The organism is Camelimonas abortus, assembly GCF_042432745.1.
GTDB classification, from domain to species: domain Bacteria; phylum Pseudomonadota; class Alphaproteobacteria; order Rhizobiales; family Beijerinckiaceae; genus Camelimonas; species Camelimonas abortus.
The window spans coordinates 178,880-195,856 of the sequence record NZ_JBHLWR010000006.1 but is presented as its reverse complement, the minus strand read 5'-3'; the positions used below and the strand labels follow the sequence as shown (position 1 = coordinate 195,856).

12 protein-coding genes are annotated in these 16,977 nt (G+C 71.5%); 3 read left to right on the top strand and 9 right to left on the bottom strand.

Annotation, left to right across the window (positions count from 1 at the left end; all coding sequences use genetic code 11):
• Positions 1–120: 120 nt before the first annotated feature.
• The 5 genes from ACFFJB_RS03220 to ACFFJB_RS03200 form a co-directional block, all read right to left on the bottom strand.
• A complete protein-coding gene (locus ACFFJB_RS03220) occupies positions 121–1,368 on the bottom strand; it encodes an ABC transporter substrate-binding protein (RefSeq protein ID WP_376829428.1) in 1,248 nt (415 codons plus the stop codon).
• A 188-nt stretch (positions 1,369–1,556) separates the two neighbouring features.
• Positions 1,557–2,579 carry a branched-chain amino acid ABC transporter permease gene (locus ACFFJB_RS03215; protein WP_376829426.1) on the bottom strand — a complete coding sequence of 341 codons (1,023 nt, stop codon included), beginning with the start codon at positions 2,577–2,579 and terminating at the stop codon, positions 1,557–1,559.
• A gap of 2 nt (positions 2,580–2,581) precedes the next feature.
• A complete protein-coding gene (locus ACFFJB_RS03210; RefSeq protein WP_376829424.1) occupies positions 2,582–3,460 on the bottom strand; it encodes a branched-chain amino acid ABC transporter permease in 879 nt (292 codons plus the stop codon).
• A gap of 11 nt (positions 3,461–3,471) precedes the next feature.
• Complete coding sequence (locus ACFFJB_RS03205) at positions 3,472–4,185, bottom strand: ABC transporter ATP-binding protein (RefSeq protein WP_376829422.1); 714 nt, start codon at positions 4,183–4,185, stop codon at positions 3,472–3,474.
• Entirely contained in the window at positions 4,182–4,952 is a 771-nt protein-coding gene (locus ACFFJB_RS03200) for an ABC transporter ATP-binding protein (protein WP_376829420.1), read from the bottom strand. Before ACFFJB_RS03200 ends, ACFFJB_RS03205 begins: the two co-directional genes overlap by 4 nt.
• Here ACFFJB_RS03200 and ACFFJB_RS03195 point away from each other — a divergent pair.
• Positions 4,951–5,163 (top strand): hypothetical protein, encoded by a 213-nt coding sequence (locus ACFFJB_RS03195; protein WP_376829418.1) that lies wholly within the window; start codon positions 4,951–4,953, stop codon positions 5,161–5,163. The two genes, ACFFJB_RS03200 and ACFFJB_RS03195, sit on opposite strands and share 2 nt — an antisense overlap.
• A gap of 409 nt (positions 5,164–5,572) precedes the next feature.
• Here the strand turns inward: ACFFJB_RS03195 and ACFFJB_RS03190 are convergent, their stop codons facing one another.
• Positions 5,573–7,642, bottom strand: a complete 2,070-nt coding sequence (locus ACFFJB_RS03190) for a 3-hydroxyacyl-CoA dehydrogenase NAD-binding domain-containing protein (RefSeq protein WP_376832503.1) — start codon at positions 7,640–7,642, stop codon at positions 5,573–5,575.
• A gap of 206 nt (positions 7,643–7,848) precedes the next feature.
• On the opposite strand from ACFFJB_RS03190, the gene ACFFJB_RS03185 reads away from it, so the two are divergent.
• The gene (locus tag ACFFJB_RS03185; RefSeq protein ID WP_376829416.1) at positions 7,849–7,998 is read left to right on the top strand and encodes a hypothetical protein; all 150 of its coding nucleotides are present in this window, start codon (positions 7,849–7,851) and stop codon (positions 7,996–7,998) included.
• 163 nt (positions 7,999–8,161) lie between these two features.
• Positions 8,162–8,830 carry a cold-shock protein gene (locus ACFFJB_RS03180; RefSeq protein ID WP_376829414.1) on the top strand — a complete coding sequence of 223 codons (669 nt, stop codon included), beginning with the start codon at positions 8,162–8,164 and terminating at the stop codon, positions 8,828–8,830.
• Between the two features lie 1,468 nt (positions 8,831–10,298).
• Here ACFFJB_RS03180 and ACFFJB_RS03175 read toward each other — a convergent pair.
• From ACFFJB_RS03175 to ACFFJB_RS03165, 3 genes are all read right to left on the bottom strand, one after another.
• Positions 10,299–11,111 (bottom strand): hypothetical protein, encoded by an 813-nt coding sequence (locus tag ACFFJB_RS03175; protein WP_376829412.1) that lies wholly within the window; start codon positions 11,109–11,111, stop codon positions 10,299–10,301.
• A gap of 676 nt (positions 11,112–11,787) precedes the next feature.
• Positions 11,788–13,887: a hypothetical protein gene (locus ACFFJB_RS03170; protein WP_376829410.1), complete on the bottom strand. Its 2,100-nt coding sequence runs from the start codon at positions 13,885–13,887 to the stop codon at positions 11,788–11,790.
• Positions 13,888–13,915: 28 nt separating this feature from the next.
• Positions 13,916–16,933 (bottom strand): DUF4159 domain-containing protein, encoded by a 3,018-nt coding sequence (locus tag ACFFJB_RS03165; protein ID WP_376829408.1) that lies wholly within the window; start codon positions 16,931–16,933, stop codon positions 13,916–13,918.
• Positions 16,934–16,977: the final 44 nt, after the last annotated feature.

Below are 16,977 nucleotides of genomic sequence, written 5' to 3'. Positions count from 1 at the left end.
ACACGCCCCGCAAGGCCGCGCCGTCGCGGACGCCGGCCCCGCCGGCGCGAAAAATGCGCCGGGCGGCGGCCGCCCGGCGCCCGTGCGCCTCATATTATAGATTGTTATGCCGCCACGGCGTCAGCGCACGTCGGAGGCGTCGATCAGCTCGCCGAACGGCGCCCAGCGTTCGCCGTCAAACCGGGCCATGCGCATCTGCTCGATCACCAGATAGTCGTCCGGGCTGGTGTTGATGGTCATGCCCGGCAGCAGCAGGTCAAGCTTCACGTCCTTCAGGCTGGCCGCGGTCTTCATGATGTTCTCGCGGGTGAGATCGTCGCCGGCCTGGCGCAGTACGTGCTCCATCAGCTGGGCGGCGGTGTAGGCGTAGAGATAGCTGGCGTTGGCCTTGTCGGCGCCCGGCAGGTAGCGGTCCATGAACGCCTCCCAGCGCTTCATGCCGGGATCGTCCTTCCACTCCGGGTCGGTCCAGTCCTTGAGATAGCCGATGCTCATGATCCCCCTGGCGTTCTCCACGCCGGCGGGCACGAGCACCTGGGTGATGGACACCGAATTGACGGTGAGCAGCTGGATGGGCTTCCAGCCGATCTCCGCCGCCTTGCGGATCGACTGGGCGGCGAACTTGGGCGTGGTGAGGTTGACGAAGATGTTCGCGCCCGAGTTCTTGAGCTTCACCATCTGCGAGTCGACCGTGGGATCGGTGACCTCATAGGACACCTCGGCGATGATCATCCTGTCCGCGGCGTCGCCGAGCCCCTGGCGCAGGCCCTGGATGACCTCGCGGCCGAAGTCGTCGTTCTGGTAGAGAATGGCGATCTTGCCGTCAGGATGGTTCTTGCGGATGTAGCGGCCATAGATGCGCCCCTCGGTCAGATAGGTGGGGTTGAACCCCATCGTCCAGGGGAATTCCTTCGGGTCCGAGAAACGCGAGGCGCCGGTCGAGACGAACAGCTGCGGCACCTTCTTCTGGTTCATGTATTTCTGGATGGCCGCGTTGGACGGCGTGCCGAGCGTCTGGAAGGTGAAGAGCACGTTGTCCTGCTCCACCAGGCGCCGGATCTGCTCCACGGTCTTGGGCGGGCTGTAGCCGTCGTCATAGCTGAGCATGCGCAGCTTGCGGCCGTTGATTCCGCCCCGGTCGTTGACCATGCGGAAATAGGCTTCCTCCGCCTTGCCGATCACGCCATAGGCCGAAGCCGGGCCGCTGTAGGGCATGGTCTGGCCGAACACGATCTCCGTGTCGGAGACGCCGGGCCCGTATTTTTTGCCGGCCGCGGAGACGCCGGCCACGCCGGCGAGCAGGACGGCGGCCGCTCCCGCCGCCGCAAGGACGGAACGCTTCAGAAAACTTCCTGCAGGCTTTTTCATTTCGCTTCCTCCCCACAACGCGCCGGCGGATGCAAGGGGCGGCCTGCGGAAGCAGCCGGCCGCCCTCTCACAGACGCCGGCGCAAAAAAACGCGGCGGCCCACAGGGACCGCCGCGCCGCAGCGCGAAACCGCGCGTTCCACGCTCCGCCCGCCGACCTCAGGCCTGACAGGGGGAGCCGCCATCGCCTCACCTCCTGGCCAGCTTCTGCCGGATGAGGGCGAGGAACCCCGCCACGCCCGAGGGCATGACGAAAACCAGGAACATCAGGATCAGGCCGTAGAAGGCGCCCGAGAGCCCCTTGGAGAACTGCTCGGCGATGTTCGGAACGAACAGCACGAACAGGCCGCCGAAGAAGGCTCCCGGCACCCAGCCCACGCCGCCGACCACGAGGCCCACCAGCAGGGCGATCGACAGGACCACGGTGAAGCTGTCCGGCGCCACGAACTGCACCACGATGGCGCCGAGCGCGCCGGCGACGCCGGTGAACAGGGCACTGACGCCGAAGGTGGTGGCCTTGTACAGCGAGTTGTTGACGCCCATGGAGCGCGACGCGATCGGGTTGTCGCGAATGGCCATCATGGCGCGGCCGGTGCGGGAGCGCAGCAGGTTGCGCGCCATCCAGAACATCAGGGCGGTCACGGCGAGCGTGAAGAAGTACAGCCACTGGTCCTGGTTGAGCGGCAGCCCCCACGGCGCGTCCGGCTTCATGATGACGATGCCCTGCACGCCGCCGGTCCAGTGCTCAAGCGGCGACAGCTTGAGGATCTGGGGGGTGGCGACGGACAGCGCGAAGGTCGCGAGGGCGAGATAGATGCCCTCGAGGCGCAGCGCCGGCAGGCCGAACAGGAAGCCGAACACGAAGCAGATGACGCCCGCGACCGGCAGCGTCCAGTAATAGGGGACGTCGGCCTGGTCCATGAGGATCGCCGCCGTGTAGGCGCCGATCGCATAGAAGGCGGCGTGACCGAGCGAAAACTGGCCGTTGAAGCCAGTCAGCAGGTTCAGGCCGAGGATCGCGATGGCGTAGATCATCACCATCGTGATCTGGAACACGAAGAAGCTCTTCGTGACGAACGGCAGCGCCAGCAGCACGACCAGCAGGGCGAGGTTGAAGATCGTGCGCAGGAGCCTGTCGCGGCCGAAGGGCGAGGTCTCGATCTCGGCGGCGACCGGCGGATGTTCCGCCGCTTCCTCAATATTCACAGACATGATCACACCCGCTGGACGGTTGCGCGGCCAAACAGACCGCCCGGCTTCAGGACGAGCACCAGAACGATGATGCACAGGGCGATGGTGAGCTTCAGTTCACCGCCGATGACCGGGATGAACGTGCCCGCGAGGTTCTCGATGATGCCCACGAGGAAGCCGCCGAGCACGGCGCCGCCCGGGCTGGTGAGGCCGCCGAGCACCGCGCCGGCGAAGCCGTAGACCAGGATGCCGAGCATCATGTTGGGCTCAAGGAACACCACCGGCGCCACCATCATGCCCGCCACCGCGCCGATGGCGGCGGCCAGGCCCCAGCCAAGGGCGATCATCCACGACACGCGGATGCCGACCAGGCGGGCGGACACCGGATTGTCGGCCGAGGCGCGCAGCGCCAGGCCCACGCGGGTGTACCGGAAGAAGAAGAACAGCGCGAGCAGCAGGATCAGCGTCACCGCCATCATGCCGGCCTGGTGGGCGCTGATCAGGCTGGAGCCGAACAGCGGGGCCGAACCGAACGGCGACGGGAACGTCTTGATCGAGAAGTCCCAGATAAAGCCGGCGGCGCTGGTGAGAATGGTGAGCAGGGCGATGAACATCACCACGTGGCTCAGCACCGGCGCGTTGTCCAGCGGCTTGAAGATGACGCGCTCGATCACCACGCCGCCCACGAAGGAGATGGCCACGGTGAGGAAGAACGCCACCCAGTAGGGCACGCCCCAGGTGATGAGCTGCCAGGCGATGAACGTGGAGAACATCGCCATTTCGCCCTGGGCGAAGTTGAGGTGGCCGATGGCCACATAGATCATGACGACGGCGAGCGCGACGCAGGCGTAAATGGAGCCGGTCGAGATGCCCGCGATGATTTGCTGAAACAGGAGTTCCATCAGTCGGCTCCTCAGTAGCCCAGATAGGCCTTGCGGAGGTTCTCGTCGCCGCGGATGTCGTCCGCGCGCCCCGAGAACACGATGCGGCCCGTCTCGAGCAGGTACGCCTGGTCCGCCAGTTCCAGCGCGATCTGGGCGTTCTGCTCCACCACGAGCATGGAGACCTTCTCCTTGCGGTTGAGCTCACCGAAGATCTGGAAGATCTCCTTGGTGATCATGGGCGCAAGGCCGAAGGAGGGCTCATCCAGCAGCATCAGCTTCGGACGCAGCATCAGCGCCCGGCCCACGGCCAGCATCTGCTGCTCGCCGCCCGAGAGCAGGCCCGCCTGCTGGTGGCGGCGCTGCTTGAGGATCGGGAAGTAGCTGTAGACCATCTCCATGTCCTGGGCGATGCCGGCCTTGTCGGACCGGGTCATGGCGCCAAGCTGGAGATTCTCCTCCACCGTCTGGCGGGTGAAGGTGCCGCGGCCGTCCGGAACGTGGGCGACGCCCGCGCGGACGATCTCCTCGGTCTGCTTGCGGTTGATCTGCTCGCCCAGCAGCAGGATGTCGCCGCTGCGCCGGATCATGCCGCACAGCGCGCGCAGGGTCGTGGTCTTGCCGGCGCCGTTGGCGCCCAGAAGCGCCGTGACGCTGCCCTGCTCGATGGTGAAGTCCAGACCGTGCAGAACCTTGGTCTGTCCGTAACCGGCGTGCAGCCCCCTGACTTCAAGAAGCTTCGTCATTGGTCGGTCCCGAGGTAAGCAGCGATAACGTCCGGATTGGCCTGAACCTCCGCCGGCGTGCCCTCGGCGATCTTGCGGCCGAAGTTCAGCGCCACGACGCGGTCGGAAATCGACATCACCAGGCTCATGTGATGCTCGACCAGCAGCACGGTGAGCTTGCGGTCGTCGCGCACGTGCTTGATCAGCTCGCCGAGCTCCTCCACCTCGCCGTGGTTGAGGCCCGCGGCCGGCTCGTCCAGCAGCAGCAGCTTCGGCTTCGAAGCCAGGGCGCGCGCCATCTCCACGCGCTTCTGCGTGCCGAAGGGCAGGTCGCCCACCCGGCGGTACATCACCGACTGCAGGTCGAGATAACGGATGATCTCCCGCGAGGTGTGGTCGACCTCCTTCTCGGTCCGCCGGCTCCACGGCAGCGCGAGCGCGTCGCTTACATAGTCGCCGCGGGTCTGGCAGTGGCAGCCGATGCGGACGTTGTCGAGCACCGTCAGGTTCTGGAACAGCGCCAGGTTCTGGAAGGTGCGGCCGATGCCGATCTCGGCGATCCGGTGGGCCGGACGCGTCAGCAGCGACTTGCCCTCGAACAGGATGTCGCCGCTGGTGGGCGTGTACAGCCTGCTGAGGCAGTTGAAGAGCGTGGTCTTGCCGGCGCCGTTCGGCCCGATCAGCGCGTTAATCTGCTGGGCCGGAAGATCGAACGAAACGCCGCCGAGCGCGACGATGCCGCCAAAACGGACGGCGACATCCCGCACGGACAGTATAGGTCCTGACATGCTGGGCTACCCGGCGCTAGATGTTGTTGTGGATATGACGGACGGATTTTTCCGGTCCGGTTATGCGGCGCAAGGCGGCCGCCGCTGGCGTCATGTCACGCATGAAAATCCCTCCCTGAACCCCGCGTCGTCATTCTTTTTTGTCGGGTCCGACATTGTCGCCGCAACCGGACGCATTTGCAACCGTCCGGCCGTCAGGCCGCCTGCCTGAGCCAGCCATTGTCTACAACGGCGGGGCGAAGGCAAGCCTTGATCAAGCGTTAGATCGTCATTTCGCTGGAAAAGCCGCTGCGGCCCGCCGCAGCCGTCCGCGCCTGTGCGGGGGCCGGCCGGCGCGCGGCGCGCCAGCGCCTGCCGCCGGCCTTCCGGCGGCCCGGATCCCCTGCCCCGAAAACGCCCGCGCGATGAAGCGCCTGGGCGGTTTCCGGTGCCCCCCGGCGGCGGGGTTGGCGGCCGCTCCGGGGCGCCGCGCGCCGGATCCGGCGCCGGGCCGGAGGGACGTTCCCGTCCCGCGCGGAAGGACCGGAGGCGCCCCCTCCCAGACGGCAAAAAACCCGGCGCATGCGCCGGGTTTTCCGCGAGGCGGGCGGGCGGCCCGCCCCTGGCGTGACTTTGTGGAATCAGAGCTGGCGCAGCTTCCTGCCCTCGGCGGCCACCTTCTCCAGCAGCGCGGCGGGGCGGAAGTCCTCGCCGTGCTTCTGCTCGAATTCCTTCAGCTTCGCCAGCACCTTGTCCGCGCCGATGAGATCCGCGTAGAACATCGGGCCGCCGCGGTAGACCGGCCAGCCATAGCCGTAGATCCACACCACGTCGATGTCGGAGCCGCGGATGGCCTTGCCCTCCTCGAGGATCTTCGCGCCCTCGTTGATCATCGGGTAGATGCAGCGCTCGAGGATCTCCTCGTCGGAAATCCCGCGGCGCTCGATGCCCTTCTTCTTCGAGAACTCGATGATGAGCTTCTCGACCTCGGCCGAAGGCGTGGCGTTGCGGTTCTCGTCGTAGTCGTAGAAGCCCCTGCCGTTCTTCTGGCCGCGACGGTCCATCTCGCACAGCACGTCGCGCAGGGTCTCGGACTTCGAGGTCTCCTTCTGCCAGCCGATGTCGAGGCCGGCGAGGTCAGACATGGCGAACGGGCCCATGGGGAAGCCGAAGTCGTAGAGCACGCGGTCCACGTCCCACGGCATGGCGCCTTCAAGAATCAGCTTGTTGGCCTCGCGCTGGCGCTGGGCCAGCATGCGGTTGCCGACGAAGCCGTAGCAGACGCCCACCAGCACCGGCACCTTGCCGATCTTCTTGGCCAGCTTCATCACCGTGGCGATGACCTCCTTCGAGGTCCTGTCGCCGCGGACGATCTCCAGCAGCTTCATCACGTTGGCCGGCGAGAAGAAGTGCGTGCCGATGACGTGCTCCGGCCGCCTGGTGGCCGAGGCGATCTCGTTGACGTCAAGGAACGAGGTGTTGGTGGCGAGGATCGCCCCCTGCTTCACGATGCCGTCCAGCTTCGCGAACACCTGCTTCTTGATGTCCATGTTCTCGAACACGGCCTCGATGACGAGGTCGCAGTCGGCGAGGTCGTTGTAGTCGAGGCTCGGGGTCAGCAGCCCCATGCGCTTCTCGACGTCCTCCTGGGTGAGGCGGCCCTTCTTCGCCGTGTTCTCGTAGTTCTTGCGCATGATCGCCACGCCGCGATCAAGCGCCTCCCTGGTGGCCTCCACGATGGTGACCGGGATGCCGACGCTGAGGAAGTTCATGGAGATGCCGCCGCCCATGGTGCCGGCGCCGATGACGCCCACCTTCTTCACGGGCAGCGTCGGGGTGTCTTCCGGAACGTCCGGAATCTTGGCGGCCTGGCGCTCGGCGAAGAACATGTAGCGCTGCGCGGCCGACTGCGAGCCGGTGACGAGACCCTCGAACAGCTTGCGCTCCACCTTCATGCCCTCGTCGAAGGGCAGGTTCACGGCGGCCTCGATGCACTTGATGTTGGCCTCCGGCGCCTCGAAGCCGCGGAAGCGGCGGGCGTTGGCCTTGCGGAAGTTCGCGAAGATCTCCGGCTTGCCGCGGGCGGCCTCGACCTTGTCCTGGATGTCGCGGACTTTCTTCAGCGGGCGGTTTTCGGCCAGCACCTTGCGGGCGAAGGCGACGGCGCCCTCACGCAGCCTGCCCTCCCCGACCAGCTCGTCGATCAGGCCGTGCTTCAGCGCCACGTCCGAATCGATGAACTCGCCGGTGGTCATGTAGTGCAGGGCGATCTCCGGGCCGACGAGGCGCGGCAGGCGCTGCGTGCCGCCGGCGCCGGGCAGCAGGCCCAGCTTCACCTCCGGCAGGCCGACCTTGGCCGAGGGCACGGCCACGCGATAGTGCGCGGTGAGCGCCACCTCGAAGCCGCCGCCGAGCGCCGTGCCGTGGATGGCGGCGATGACCGGCTTGGGCGCGTTCTCCATCAGGTCCTGCACGTCATGCAGCGGCTTGCCGCTGGGGCCCTTGCCGAACTCGGAGATGTCAGCCCCGGCGATGAAGGTGCGGCCCGCGCAGATGAGAACGATGGCTTTGGCGGCCGGATCGTTGATGGCGGCGGTGAAGGCGTCGAACAGGCCGTCGCGCACCGGGGCCGACAGCGCGTTCACCGGCGGCGAATTCAGGGTGATGACGGCGACGTCGCCGTCCAGCGTGAGGTCGGTAACATTATTGATGGCTGCCATCGCCATTTCTCCCTTGCGGCTCCGGTCCGCGTTCGCCCAGTGCGGCCGGCCGGAGCCATGTTCTCGTGCAGGCGCGATCTGACCCGAATTGGCTGCTTTAGGCAACGGCGGCGCACAAGTCGAGACGCGGGCCGGCGCGGACTGTGAGAAGCGCGCGCCCGGCGGGCGTTCGTCGAAGAAGCGGCGGGCGCCTTCACATGATTGCGACCGCCGCCGCCGCCTCTCCTTTGCCTGAACAGCGGCCGGCCGCGCGCCGCCGGCGCCGGGCGGAGCGGATACTCAAGAAAATGACAATTATTTTAAACCGGAGCCGCCGCCTGCGCCGCTTCTACCGGAAATTGCTGTAAAATTAAGCAGGGCGACCTGGCCGATCATTTTTGCAGCCTGGCTAAAAGATTATGCGATTCCTGCCCCTCGCCCCCTTTCAACCGGGGCAAAGTGGGGTTACTAATATTCACGGGCGTGCAAGTACCGACAGCGCCTTTGAACTTTTATAACCTGAGTATCCGGATGAGCCGAGACAACGATTACCGCGACCGTCGCCGTTTCCGTGACAACGCCCCCGACCCATGGGCCCACGAGATGGCGCCTCCCATGCCTTCCCGGCCATCCTATTCCCGCCAGCAGGATTTCGGCGGTCCCGAGGTTGGCGCTACGGTGAAGTGGTTCAACGCCCAGAAAGGCTTCGGCTTCGTGCAGCTTTCCGACGGCTCTGGCGAGGCCTTTCTTCACATCCGCCCGGTTGAGGCGGCGGGCTACTCCACCCTCGAGCCCGGCACCACGCTGACCGTGCGCATTGGCCAGGGCCAGAAGGGCGCGCAGGTCACCCAGGTCATCGACGTCGACACCAGCACCGCCGAGCCGCCGCGTCCGCGCTTCGGCGACCGCGGTCCGCGCAGCGGCGGCGGCTTCGGCGACCGGCCGCGCCGTCCCGGCGGCCGCTTCTTCGACCCCTCCGTGCTGGAGGGCGTGCCGGAGGAGGCTGGCGTGGTGAAGTGGTTCAACCCGGAGCGCGGCTTCGGCTTCATCGCCCTGGAGCGCGGCGGCAAGGACGTGTTCGTCCACCAGTCCGCCCTCACCCGCTCCGGCATCGGCGACCTGCAGGAAGGCCAGCAGGTCATCGTCAAGCTGGTTGAAGGCCCCAAGGGCCCCGAGGCCGGCTCAATCCAGCTGGGCTGACAGGCTCCGCAGGCCGGCGGACGCAGCTCCGCGGCCAGGCGACAGGGTCCCGGACTGACGGGCTGGCCGCAGGCGGACGGCCCCGACCGGGATCAGGAGCAGGCTCCCCATAGCCTGATGGAGGGTCATGACGCGCCTGCCGGCGAAAACGCCGGCAGGCGTTCGCGTTCCGGAACGCCGTTCCGGAACGCCCTGGCGCGATGTCGGGGAGTGAGGCCCGTCATGGCTCCGCTGCGGGATCGGCCAGGGAACATGCGCGGCCGGACCGGAACCGCATGAAGCGGAGCAACCATGCCCGCCGCCGCCGGACGTCCGGCCTCGGCACACAGCCCGCCCCCATCCTCCCGGCGGCGCGTCCATCCGGTGTCCCCCTTCCGCCGCCATTGCCGCCCGTTCCGCCCTTCGCCGGACTGTTTCTTCCCCTGTCCCTCCCCTGTCCCTCCCATGCCCCACCTCCCCCTGCCCCACGTTGTCCCGCGCCCCGCCGCCACAGCGCGGCCGGATGCCCGGACGTCCATGTCGGACGTCCATGTGCGGGACCGCCATGGCGGCCGGTTCGCCGGCCGCCGCCTTCCGGCCGCAAGCCGCAGCAGCGGCAAGGCGAATGGACGCGCGGCCAGGCCCGGGCAAGACTGCGGGGCGAAGGCGATCCCGGAAAGTTCCAGAACCGGGAGCGCGCCAGCGGAGGCCTCAGAATCCAGAACGCTACGGAACAGGAACGGGACGGATGGCGAACGGGAAGCCTCAGGCGCCACAGCGGGCCGCGGCGGCACGCACGGCGGACGGCCGGAAAACGGCGGGACAGCCGCACGTTGCGGCGCCTGCCGCCTTTGTCCCTGACCGTTATCGCCACGCCCGCTGACGCACGGACGGTGCCGGAGCCCGCGCCGGACGACCCGAAGGCGCGACGCGGGGCGGGCGCATGCCGCGCACGCCGGCGCGGCCGGACGCGGCCTGGCCGCGCCCCCTGCTCCCGTCGTCCCCACGCCCGGCGCCGCCTGCGTCAGGCCAGCGTCACGCAAGCCCCCGCCACCCCTGCCGGCCTCAGGGCGGACCTGACCCGGGCGTCCGTGCGGCGTCGCCCCCGCCGCCGCGGCCAGGCCGCCGCTTCCTCCTGACGCCGTTCGCGGCCCGGCAGCGTAAACCGGCGCGATGCGGCCCGCGCCCGGGCGCGGCGGGGGAGACGCGGACGTCCGGCCGACGGCCGGCAAGGAAGCGCGGGCGACGGGAAAGGCAGGCGACGGGGAACGGTCCGGACGCGAAATGGCGGAAGCGGCGCGGCTCCGGCGGCCCGCCGGCCGGGAAGGCGGGCAGGAGGCGGACGCCGTCCCGCCTTTCCGCCGGCGCCCGTGACCATCCGCGCCCCCGCGCGTCTGTCCCCTGCCGGCGCCGGCTCCAGGGCGACGGCGGGCTGCGCCGGGAGCCCCGCCTGCAGGCGGACCGCGGCGGCGGGCGTGCGCAGCGTCTGTCAGGGGAGACTGTCGAACCGGCGCCAGACGCCGATGATCACGCCCCGGTCGCGCCAGGCGCGGCCGCCGCCCGCCCAGGCGCCCTGCACCCCGGCCTGGACGGTCCAGCCCGGGGCGAAGGTCCAGGCCGCCGACAGCTGCAGCCGGTGCAGCGACTGGTCCGGACCGCTTGCGGCGAAGGTCGAGAAGTTCTGCGCAAGCAGCAGCAGGCGTCCGGACAGCCGCACGCCGAAGGTGGCGTCGAGCAGGATCTCGCCCACATGCTCCACGGGCCCGCCGCGACGGCCGCGGGCATGGCGCCAGCGGTAGCCGGCCTGCAGCTCCACGAACCAGGGGTGCGCGCCGCCGGAGCCACGCAGCCACAGCAGCCGCGCCTCCGCCTCCAGCGCCCGGCGCATGTCCGGCGCGGCCACGTCGGCGGCGACCGCGCCGGCGCGCACGGCCGCCTCAAATGACAGCACGTCCCGTTCGCCCCGCCACAGCCGCACCCGCGCGCCCGCCAGGGCCGACGCGCCGGCGTCCAGACGCCAGCCGGCGGGCGCCGCCGCGCCCTCGCGAAACCCGCGCTCCGCCCACAGGCTGGCGCGCGGCGAGAACAGGACGGTGACGCCGTCGGCGAGGCCATATTCGGCCCGCAGCTCCATCTCGTCCTTGCGGGCGGCGCGGCCGGCCCGGTCCGTCGCGCCGCGCGGCGGCCGCGCCGTGACGAAGGTTCCGGTGGCCAGAATCTCCACCGCCCCTGGCAGCAGCGTCGGCGCGCCGGCGCGCGCCGCCTGCGAACCGTGACAGGTCAGCGCAGCGGCCGCCGCCACCGCCGGAACCACGCGGACCGGCCGCCGCCCGCCGCTCCGCCCACGCCGCCCGCAGGCCGCAAACGGCGCCGCTCCCGTCCATGGATGCGCCCGCGCGGCGGCGCGCCCGCCTCCCGCGCCGGCGGCCCTGTCCAGCCCCGCCATCGCCCGGCCCCCTTGCGTCAGCCGCTGAAACTCCCGCCGGCGGCGCGCGGGAGCGCGCCTTCCGCCGCCAAACGGCCGGCGTCTGGCCGGCGTCATCCCGCGCAGCCGGAGAACGCGCCCGGCGCTCCGCCCGGCTCCGGCCCCGCCAGCGGTCACGCCGCGCATGGCCGCTCCGCCATCGCGCCGTCGCCCGTTCTTCCAGTCCGTCGACTGAACAGGGAAACCTATATCAGCATCATGAAATAATTGTCCAGACGCATCCAGATATCATGCAGATTTATACTGCATACAACTTTCATTATATTTCGCGCGCCCCGGGAAACACCTGTCGCCAGCGTGCGACGACAGGAACACGACCTGCGCGTCACGCGCCGGAGCCGCATGCGCGCGACATTCCGGTCGCAGGCATGCGCCTGGGGCGATTGCAGCGCCCGTCGCGGGCGCGGGCGCGCGCCGTCCGGCGCGGCGGTCACGGGCCGACGGCGCGTCTGGCGGCTGGCGGGGCCCTTCCGGCCGGGCGCGGCGGAGCCGTTCAGCCGGAGCGGGCGCGGCGGCCTTCCGCCAGCCACAGCAGCAGCAGGGCGCCCAGCAGCAGGCCGAGCGCGCCGGCGCCGACGCCCAGCGGCGTGGACGACACTCCGCGCACCGCATGGCCCTCCCGCGGCCGCAGGCCGATCCAGTCCACGCCGTGCAGCGGGCCTGAGCGGGCCATGCGAATCTGGGGCACGGCGACGCCCTCGCCCGCCTCAAGCCGGCGCACGTCGCCGCCGCTGGCGGCAGCCAGCGGCCGCAGGCGGCTTTCGTCGCTGAACACGTCGGCCAGTTCACGCGGATTCTGCGGCCCCACGGCGACGAAGGCCAGCAGGTCGCCGGAGCGCAGGCGGTACAGCCCCTGGGCCGTGGCCGGAGCCACGCCGACATATTCGCCGGGACGCTGCGCGGCCAGCGTCACGCTGGTCTCCACGCCGTCCGGGGCGGTCACGGTCACCGGACCGGGGGCCGGGCCCATGGTCTGGCGGGTGATGCGGATGTCGCCGCCGCGCGCTTCTGCCCGCAGCGCCTCCTCCTCCAGCTGCGGCTCGCGCATCAGCCAGTGGCTCACCCGCCGCAGCAGCTCGAGATAGGGGCCGCCGCCCTGGAAATTGCGCGCCCACAGCCAGGCGTGATCGGAGAGCAGCAGCGCCACCCGCCCCTGGCCCTCGCGCTGCAGCACCAGCAGCGGCTTGTGGTCCGGCCCTTCCAGCACCACCGCGCCGCGGTCCACGTCGGCGCCGACCAGACGCGCCCACGAGCCCCACTCCTTCTCCCTGGCCCCAGCGCCGGGCAGGTCGCGGGTCACCGGATGGCGCTGGCCCTGCCCGCTCAGGGCCGGGCGGTAGGGGGTCTCGCTCACCTGGCCGTCTGGCGTCGCCGGCAGCACGGCGGCCAGCGGCGTGCGGGCGAGGCTGGCCGGGCCGGCGAACTCCGGCCCCGCCGACACCAGCAGCGCGCCGCCATTGCGCACGTAGCTGGCGATGTTGCGGTAATAGGCCGGCGGCAGCACGCTCTGGTTGGCGTAGCGGTCGAAAATGATCAGGTCGAAGTCGCGGATCTTCTCCAGGAACAGCTCGCGCGTGGGGAAGGGAATCAGCGACAGCTCCTCGATGGGCGCGCCGTCCTGTTTTTCCGGCGGGCGCAGGATGGTGAAGTGCACCAGATCGACGCTGGCGTCCGACTTCAGCAGGTTGCGCCAGGTGCGCTCGCCGGGATGCGGCTCGCCGGAAACCAGCAGCACGCGCAGCTTCTCGCGCACGCCCTCCACCGTGATCACGGCGCGGTTGTTGGCGCGGGTGAGCTCGCCCGGCAGCGGCTCCGCCTCCAGTTCGATGACGTTGGGACCGGCGTGGTCCACCCGCACCGGAATGTCCACCGGCCGGTTGGTGGCCAGAACGGCGGAGCCGAGGGTGAGGCCGTCGCGGCGCAGCGTCACCCGGGCGCGGCCGGGCCCGCCCCGCTCGACGATCTGCGCGCGGATGATCACGTCCTTGCCGACGATGCCGAAGCGCGGCGCGCTGGCGAGGCTCACGCGCCGGTCCGTCTCGTCGCGGCGGCCGGTGATGAGGGCGTGAAACGGCGCGCCGGGGAACTGGCGGGCGACCTCGGCGGCCGCGGCGCCGTCCTGCGGCGCGTCGTGAACCACGCCGTCGGTGATGGCGATCACCCCGGCGAGCCGCCCGGCCGGAACGTCGGCCAGCAGGCCGGACAGCGCCCCGACGAGGCGGGTGCCGTCGTCGCCGGGGCCGTCCTTCACCTCGATTTCGCGCGCCTCCACGTCCGGCAGGGCGGCGAGACGGCGCAGCACGGCCTCCCGCGCGGCGTCGGTCCAGGCGCTGCGGTCGGCGAGGGTCTGGGAGGCGGAGCGGTCCACCGCCACCGCCACGATGTCCTTCAGCTTCTCCCGGTTTTCCGTGACCAGCGACGGATTGGCCAGCGCCAGCAGGATGAGGCCGAGCGCCAGCGCCCGCAGCAGCGCCGCCGGCCCGCGCGCCGGCCAGCCGGCCAGCGCCAGCGCGAGGCCGAGCGCCCCCGCCGCGGCGAGGAGCGGCCACGGCAGCAGCGGCGCGAAATCGATGGAGGAGAAAACGCCCGTCATGCCGGCACCCCGCCCGCGGCCCCGCGGCTCACTGGCCCAGCCGGCGCAGCAGCGCCGGCAGGTGCACCTGGTCCGCCTTGTAATTTCCGGTCAGCGCGTGGATGACCACGTTGATCCCCGTGCGCAGGGCCAGCTCGCGCTGGCGTTCTTCGTCATGGCCGCCGTCGGTGACCAGCGGCAGCATGGGCTGGCCGGAGTCGTCCACCGCCCAGGCCGCGGCCCAGTCATTGGCGGTGATGACCAGCGGCGTCACGCCGTCGCCGCCGCGCGCCGGCGCCTGGCGCGCGCCCTCGCGGCCCGGCAGCGCCTCCACCCAGGTCTGGCCGCCGGCGTAGCGGCCGGGGAAGCTGTCCAGCAGGTAAAACGCCTTGCCCAGCACGTGATCGGCGGGAACCGGCTCCAGCGGCGGCAGGTCGAGGGCCGCCAGCATGCGCTGCAGCTGCGCGCCTTCCGGCGTCTGCACCCCCGGGCGGGCGGACAGCGCGTCGCGGGTGTCGAACACCACCAGACCGCCGCCTTTCATATAGGAGTCAAGCTTGCGGATGGCCGCGGCGTCCGGCAGCGGCCGGCCGGCCACCACCGGCCAGTACAGCACCGGATAGAAGGCGAGCTCGTCCTTCGCCGGATCCACCGCCGCCGGCTCGGCCGGCTCGAAGGCGGTGCGCGCCGCCAGCGCCTCGCCGAGGCCGATGAGGCCGGCGCGGCTGATGGCGTCCACCTGCGGATCGCCGGTGACGACATAGGCGAGCCGGGTTTCGGCCGCGGCGTCGAGATCGCGGCCGGAGAGGCCGCCGGCCGCCTGGCGGGGCGCGGCGGGCGCCCGCGGCGGCGTCATGCGCGGCGTCATGCGCGGCGTCGGCAGGCGGTCGGGCGCGAACCAGCTGTCGGGAACCTGCTGCGGCCGCGGCGCGTCCAGCAGCCCCTGGGCGGCGGCGGGCGGCGGCGGCGCGGCCAGCGCAAGGCCAAGGCCGAGCAGCGCGGCGGCCGCGGCCGCGCCCCGGCGGCGACGCTGCGGCCAGCCGACGCCGCCGGCTGACAGCAGCATGACCAGGCAGTCGACGAGAAACAGCGCCAGCGCCGCCAGCAGCAGCGGCCCGCGCAGGTCGCGCGCGCCGGCTTCCTGCAGCGGCAGCGGCTTCAGGGCGGAAAGATCGGCCGGGGCGATGGAATCGGCGCCGGTCAGCACGTTCACCGCCAGCGTCTCCGCCGCCGGGCCGTACAGACCGGCCGGATGGGCCAGGGAGGCGCGGCCGGCGTAATTCGCGGGCACGCCGCGCGCCTCCGCCGGCGGCTCGCGCCACTGGCCGAAGCCGTCGAGCGTGCGGCGCGGCGCCAGCAGGCGCGCCGGCGACGGCGCCGCGGCGGCCGGGGCCGGCCGCGTCTGCGGCGCCGCGACGTCGCGGCCGTCAATGACCGGCGCGGCGTCCGGCGCCATGGCGACGATGCGCTGCAGCATCTGCACGAACAGGCCGGACATGGGCAGGCTGGACCAGGAGGGATCGGCGGTGACGTGGAACAGCACCAGCAGCCCGGCGCCGTCGCGGCGGGCGGTCACCACCGGCGTGCCGTCGGACAGCGCCGCCCAGGTGCGCCCGGCGAGGTCGCCGTCCGGCTCGGCCAGCAGCTGGCGGCGCACGGTGATCTCGCCGGGGGCGCGCAGGCCGGCGAAGGGGCCGTCTGCGGCGAAGGGGGCGAGCGTCTTCGGCGTCTCCCAGGAAAGGGCGCCGCCGAGGCTGCGGCCGTCGCCGCGCAGGCGCACCGGCAGCAGGTCGTCGTCGCGGACGGGGGCGGCCGTCTCCGCGCCCGCGGCGGCCAGGCGCGGCCCGGCGAAACGCACCAGCACGCCGCCGGCCTTCACCCAGCGGGCCAGCCGCTCGCGCACCGCCGGCTCCAGGGCGCCGACGTCGGCCAGAACGATCACCGCCGCGCGCTCATCGATGAGGGCGTTCACCGCCTCGGAGGCGCCCATGCGCGGCTCCCGGATCTCGGCGGCGGAGGCCAGCGCCCGGTCCACATACCAGGTGGGCGAGAGCAGCGGCTGGGCCTGGTCGACGCTGACGCCGGTGACGAGGCCGACGCGGCGGCGACGGTGGCTGGCGTCCAGCAGCGCCACCGCCATGGCGGAGCTCTGGCCGGCGATTTCGAGACGGGCGGCGCGGTTGCGCACCTCCACCGGCAGGCTGATGCGGGCCGTGGCGGTTTCATCGCCCGGGCCGAAGGCGAACGCCCCCTCGCCCAGCGGCAGGCCGCGGGCGTCGCGGGCGCGCGCCACGCCCCGGACGGGACCGGCGCCGCCCGTGCGCAGCACGCGCGCGTCCAGCCCCTCCGGCTCGTTGCTGACGCCGGCGATGGCGAAGCCCGGCGCGGGGTGGTCGCCATAGACCTGCAGGCGGCCGCCGGCCATGGCGGCAAGCGCCGCGCCGAACGCGGCCGCGCCCGGCGCGCCCTTCACGTCGAGGGCGTCGGCGATCCAGGCGACGCCGGCGTCCGGATGGGCGCGCAGGAAGTCGGCCAGCGGCGCGCGCCAGCCGTCTCGCCCGCCGAGATGGCCTTGCGGCGCCAGGGCGCCGAGACGGCGGCTGGCGGCGGCCGCGGTCTCCAGCGCCAGCGGCGCCGGCGGCCCCGCGGTTCCCGCGACCGCCACGCCCACGCCCGCCTCGCCGGCGGCGGCGACCAGGCGCTGCGCCAGCGCGATGCGGCGCGGCCAGTCCGGAGCGGCGGCGGCGCCGTTGTCGATCACCAGCGCGAGCGGGCCGCGGCCGGCGACGCCGTCGCCGTCGCCGGGGCGGGGGCGCCACACCGGCCCCGCGGCGGCGATGATGACGCAGGCGGCGAGCAGCAGCCGCAGCGCCGCCAGCCACCAGGGCGTGCGCGCCGGGGTTTCGCGGCGGCCGGAGATGTCTGCGAACAGGCGCAGGGGCGGAAACACCACCCGGCGCGCGGCCGGCGGCGTCACCCGCAGCAGCAGCCAGATGGCCGGCAGCGCCGCCAGGGCGACGAGCGCCATGGGCGCGGCGAATCCGAGGCTGGCGAACAGGCCGCTCATGGGACGTCTCCGGTCATGGATCGCCTGCCGGTCGTGTATCGCCT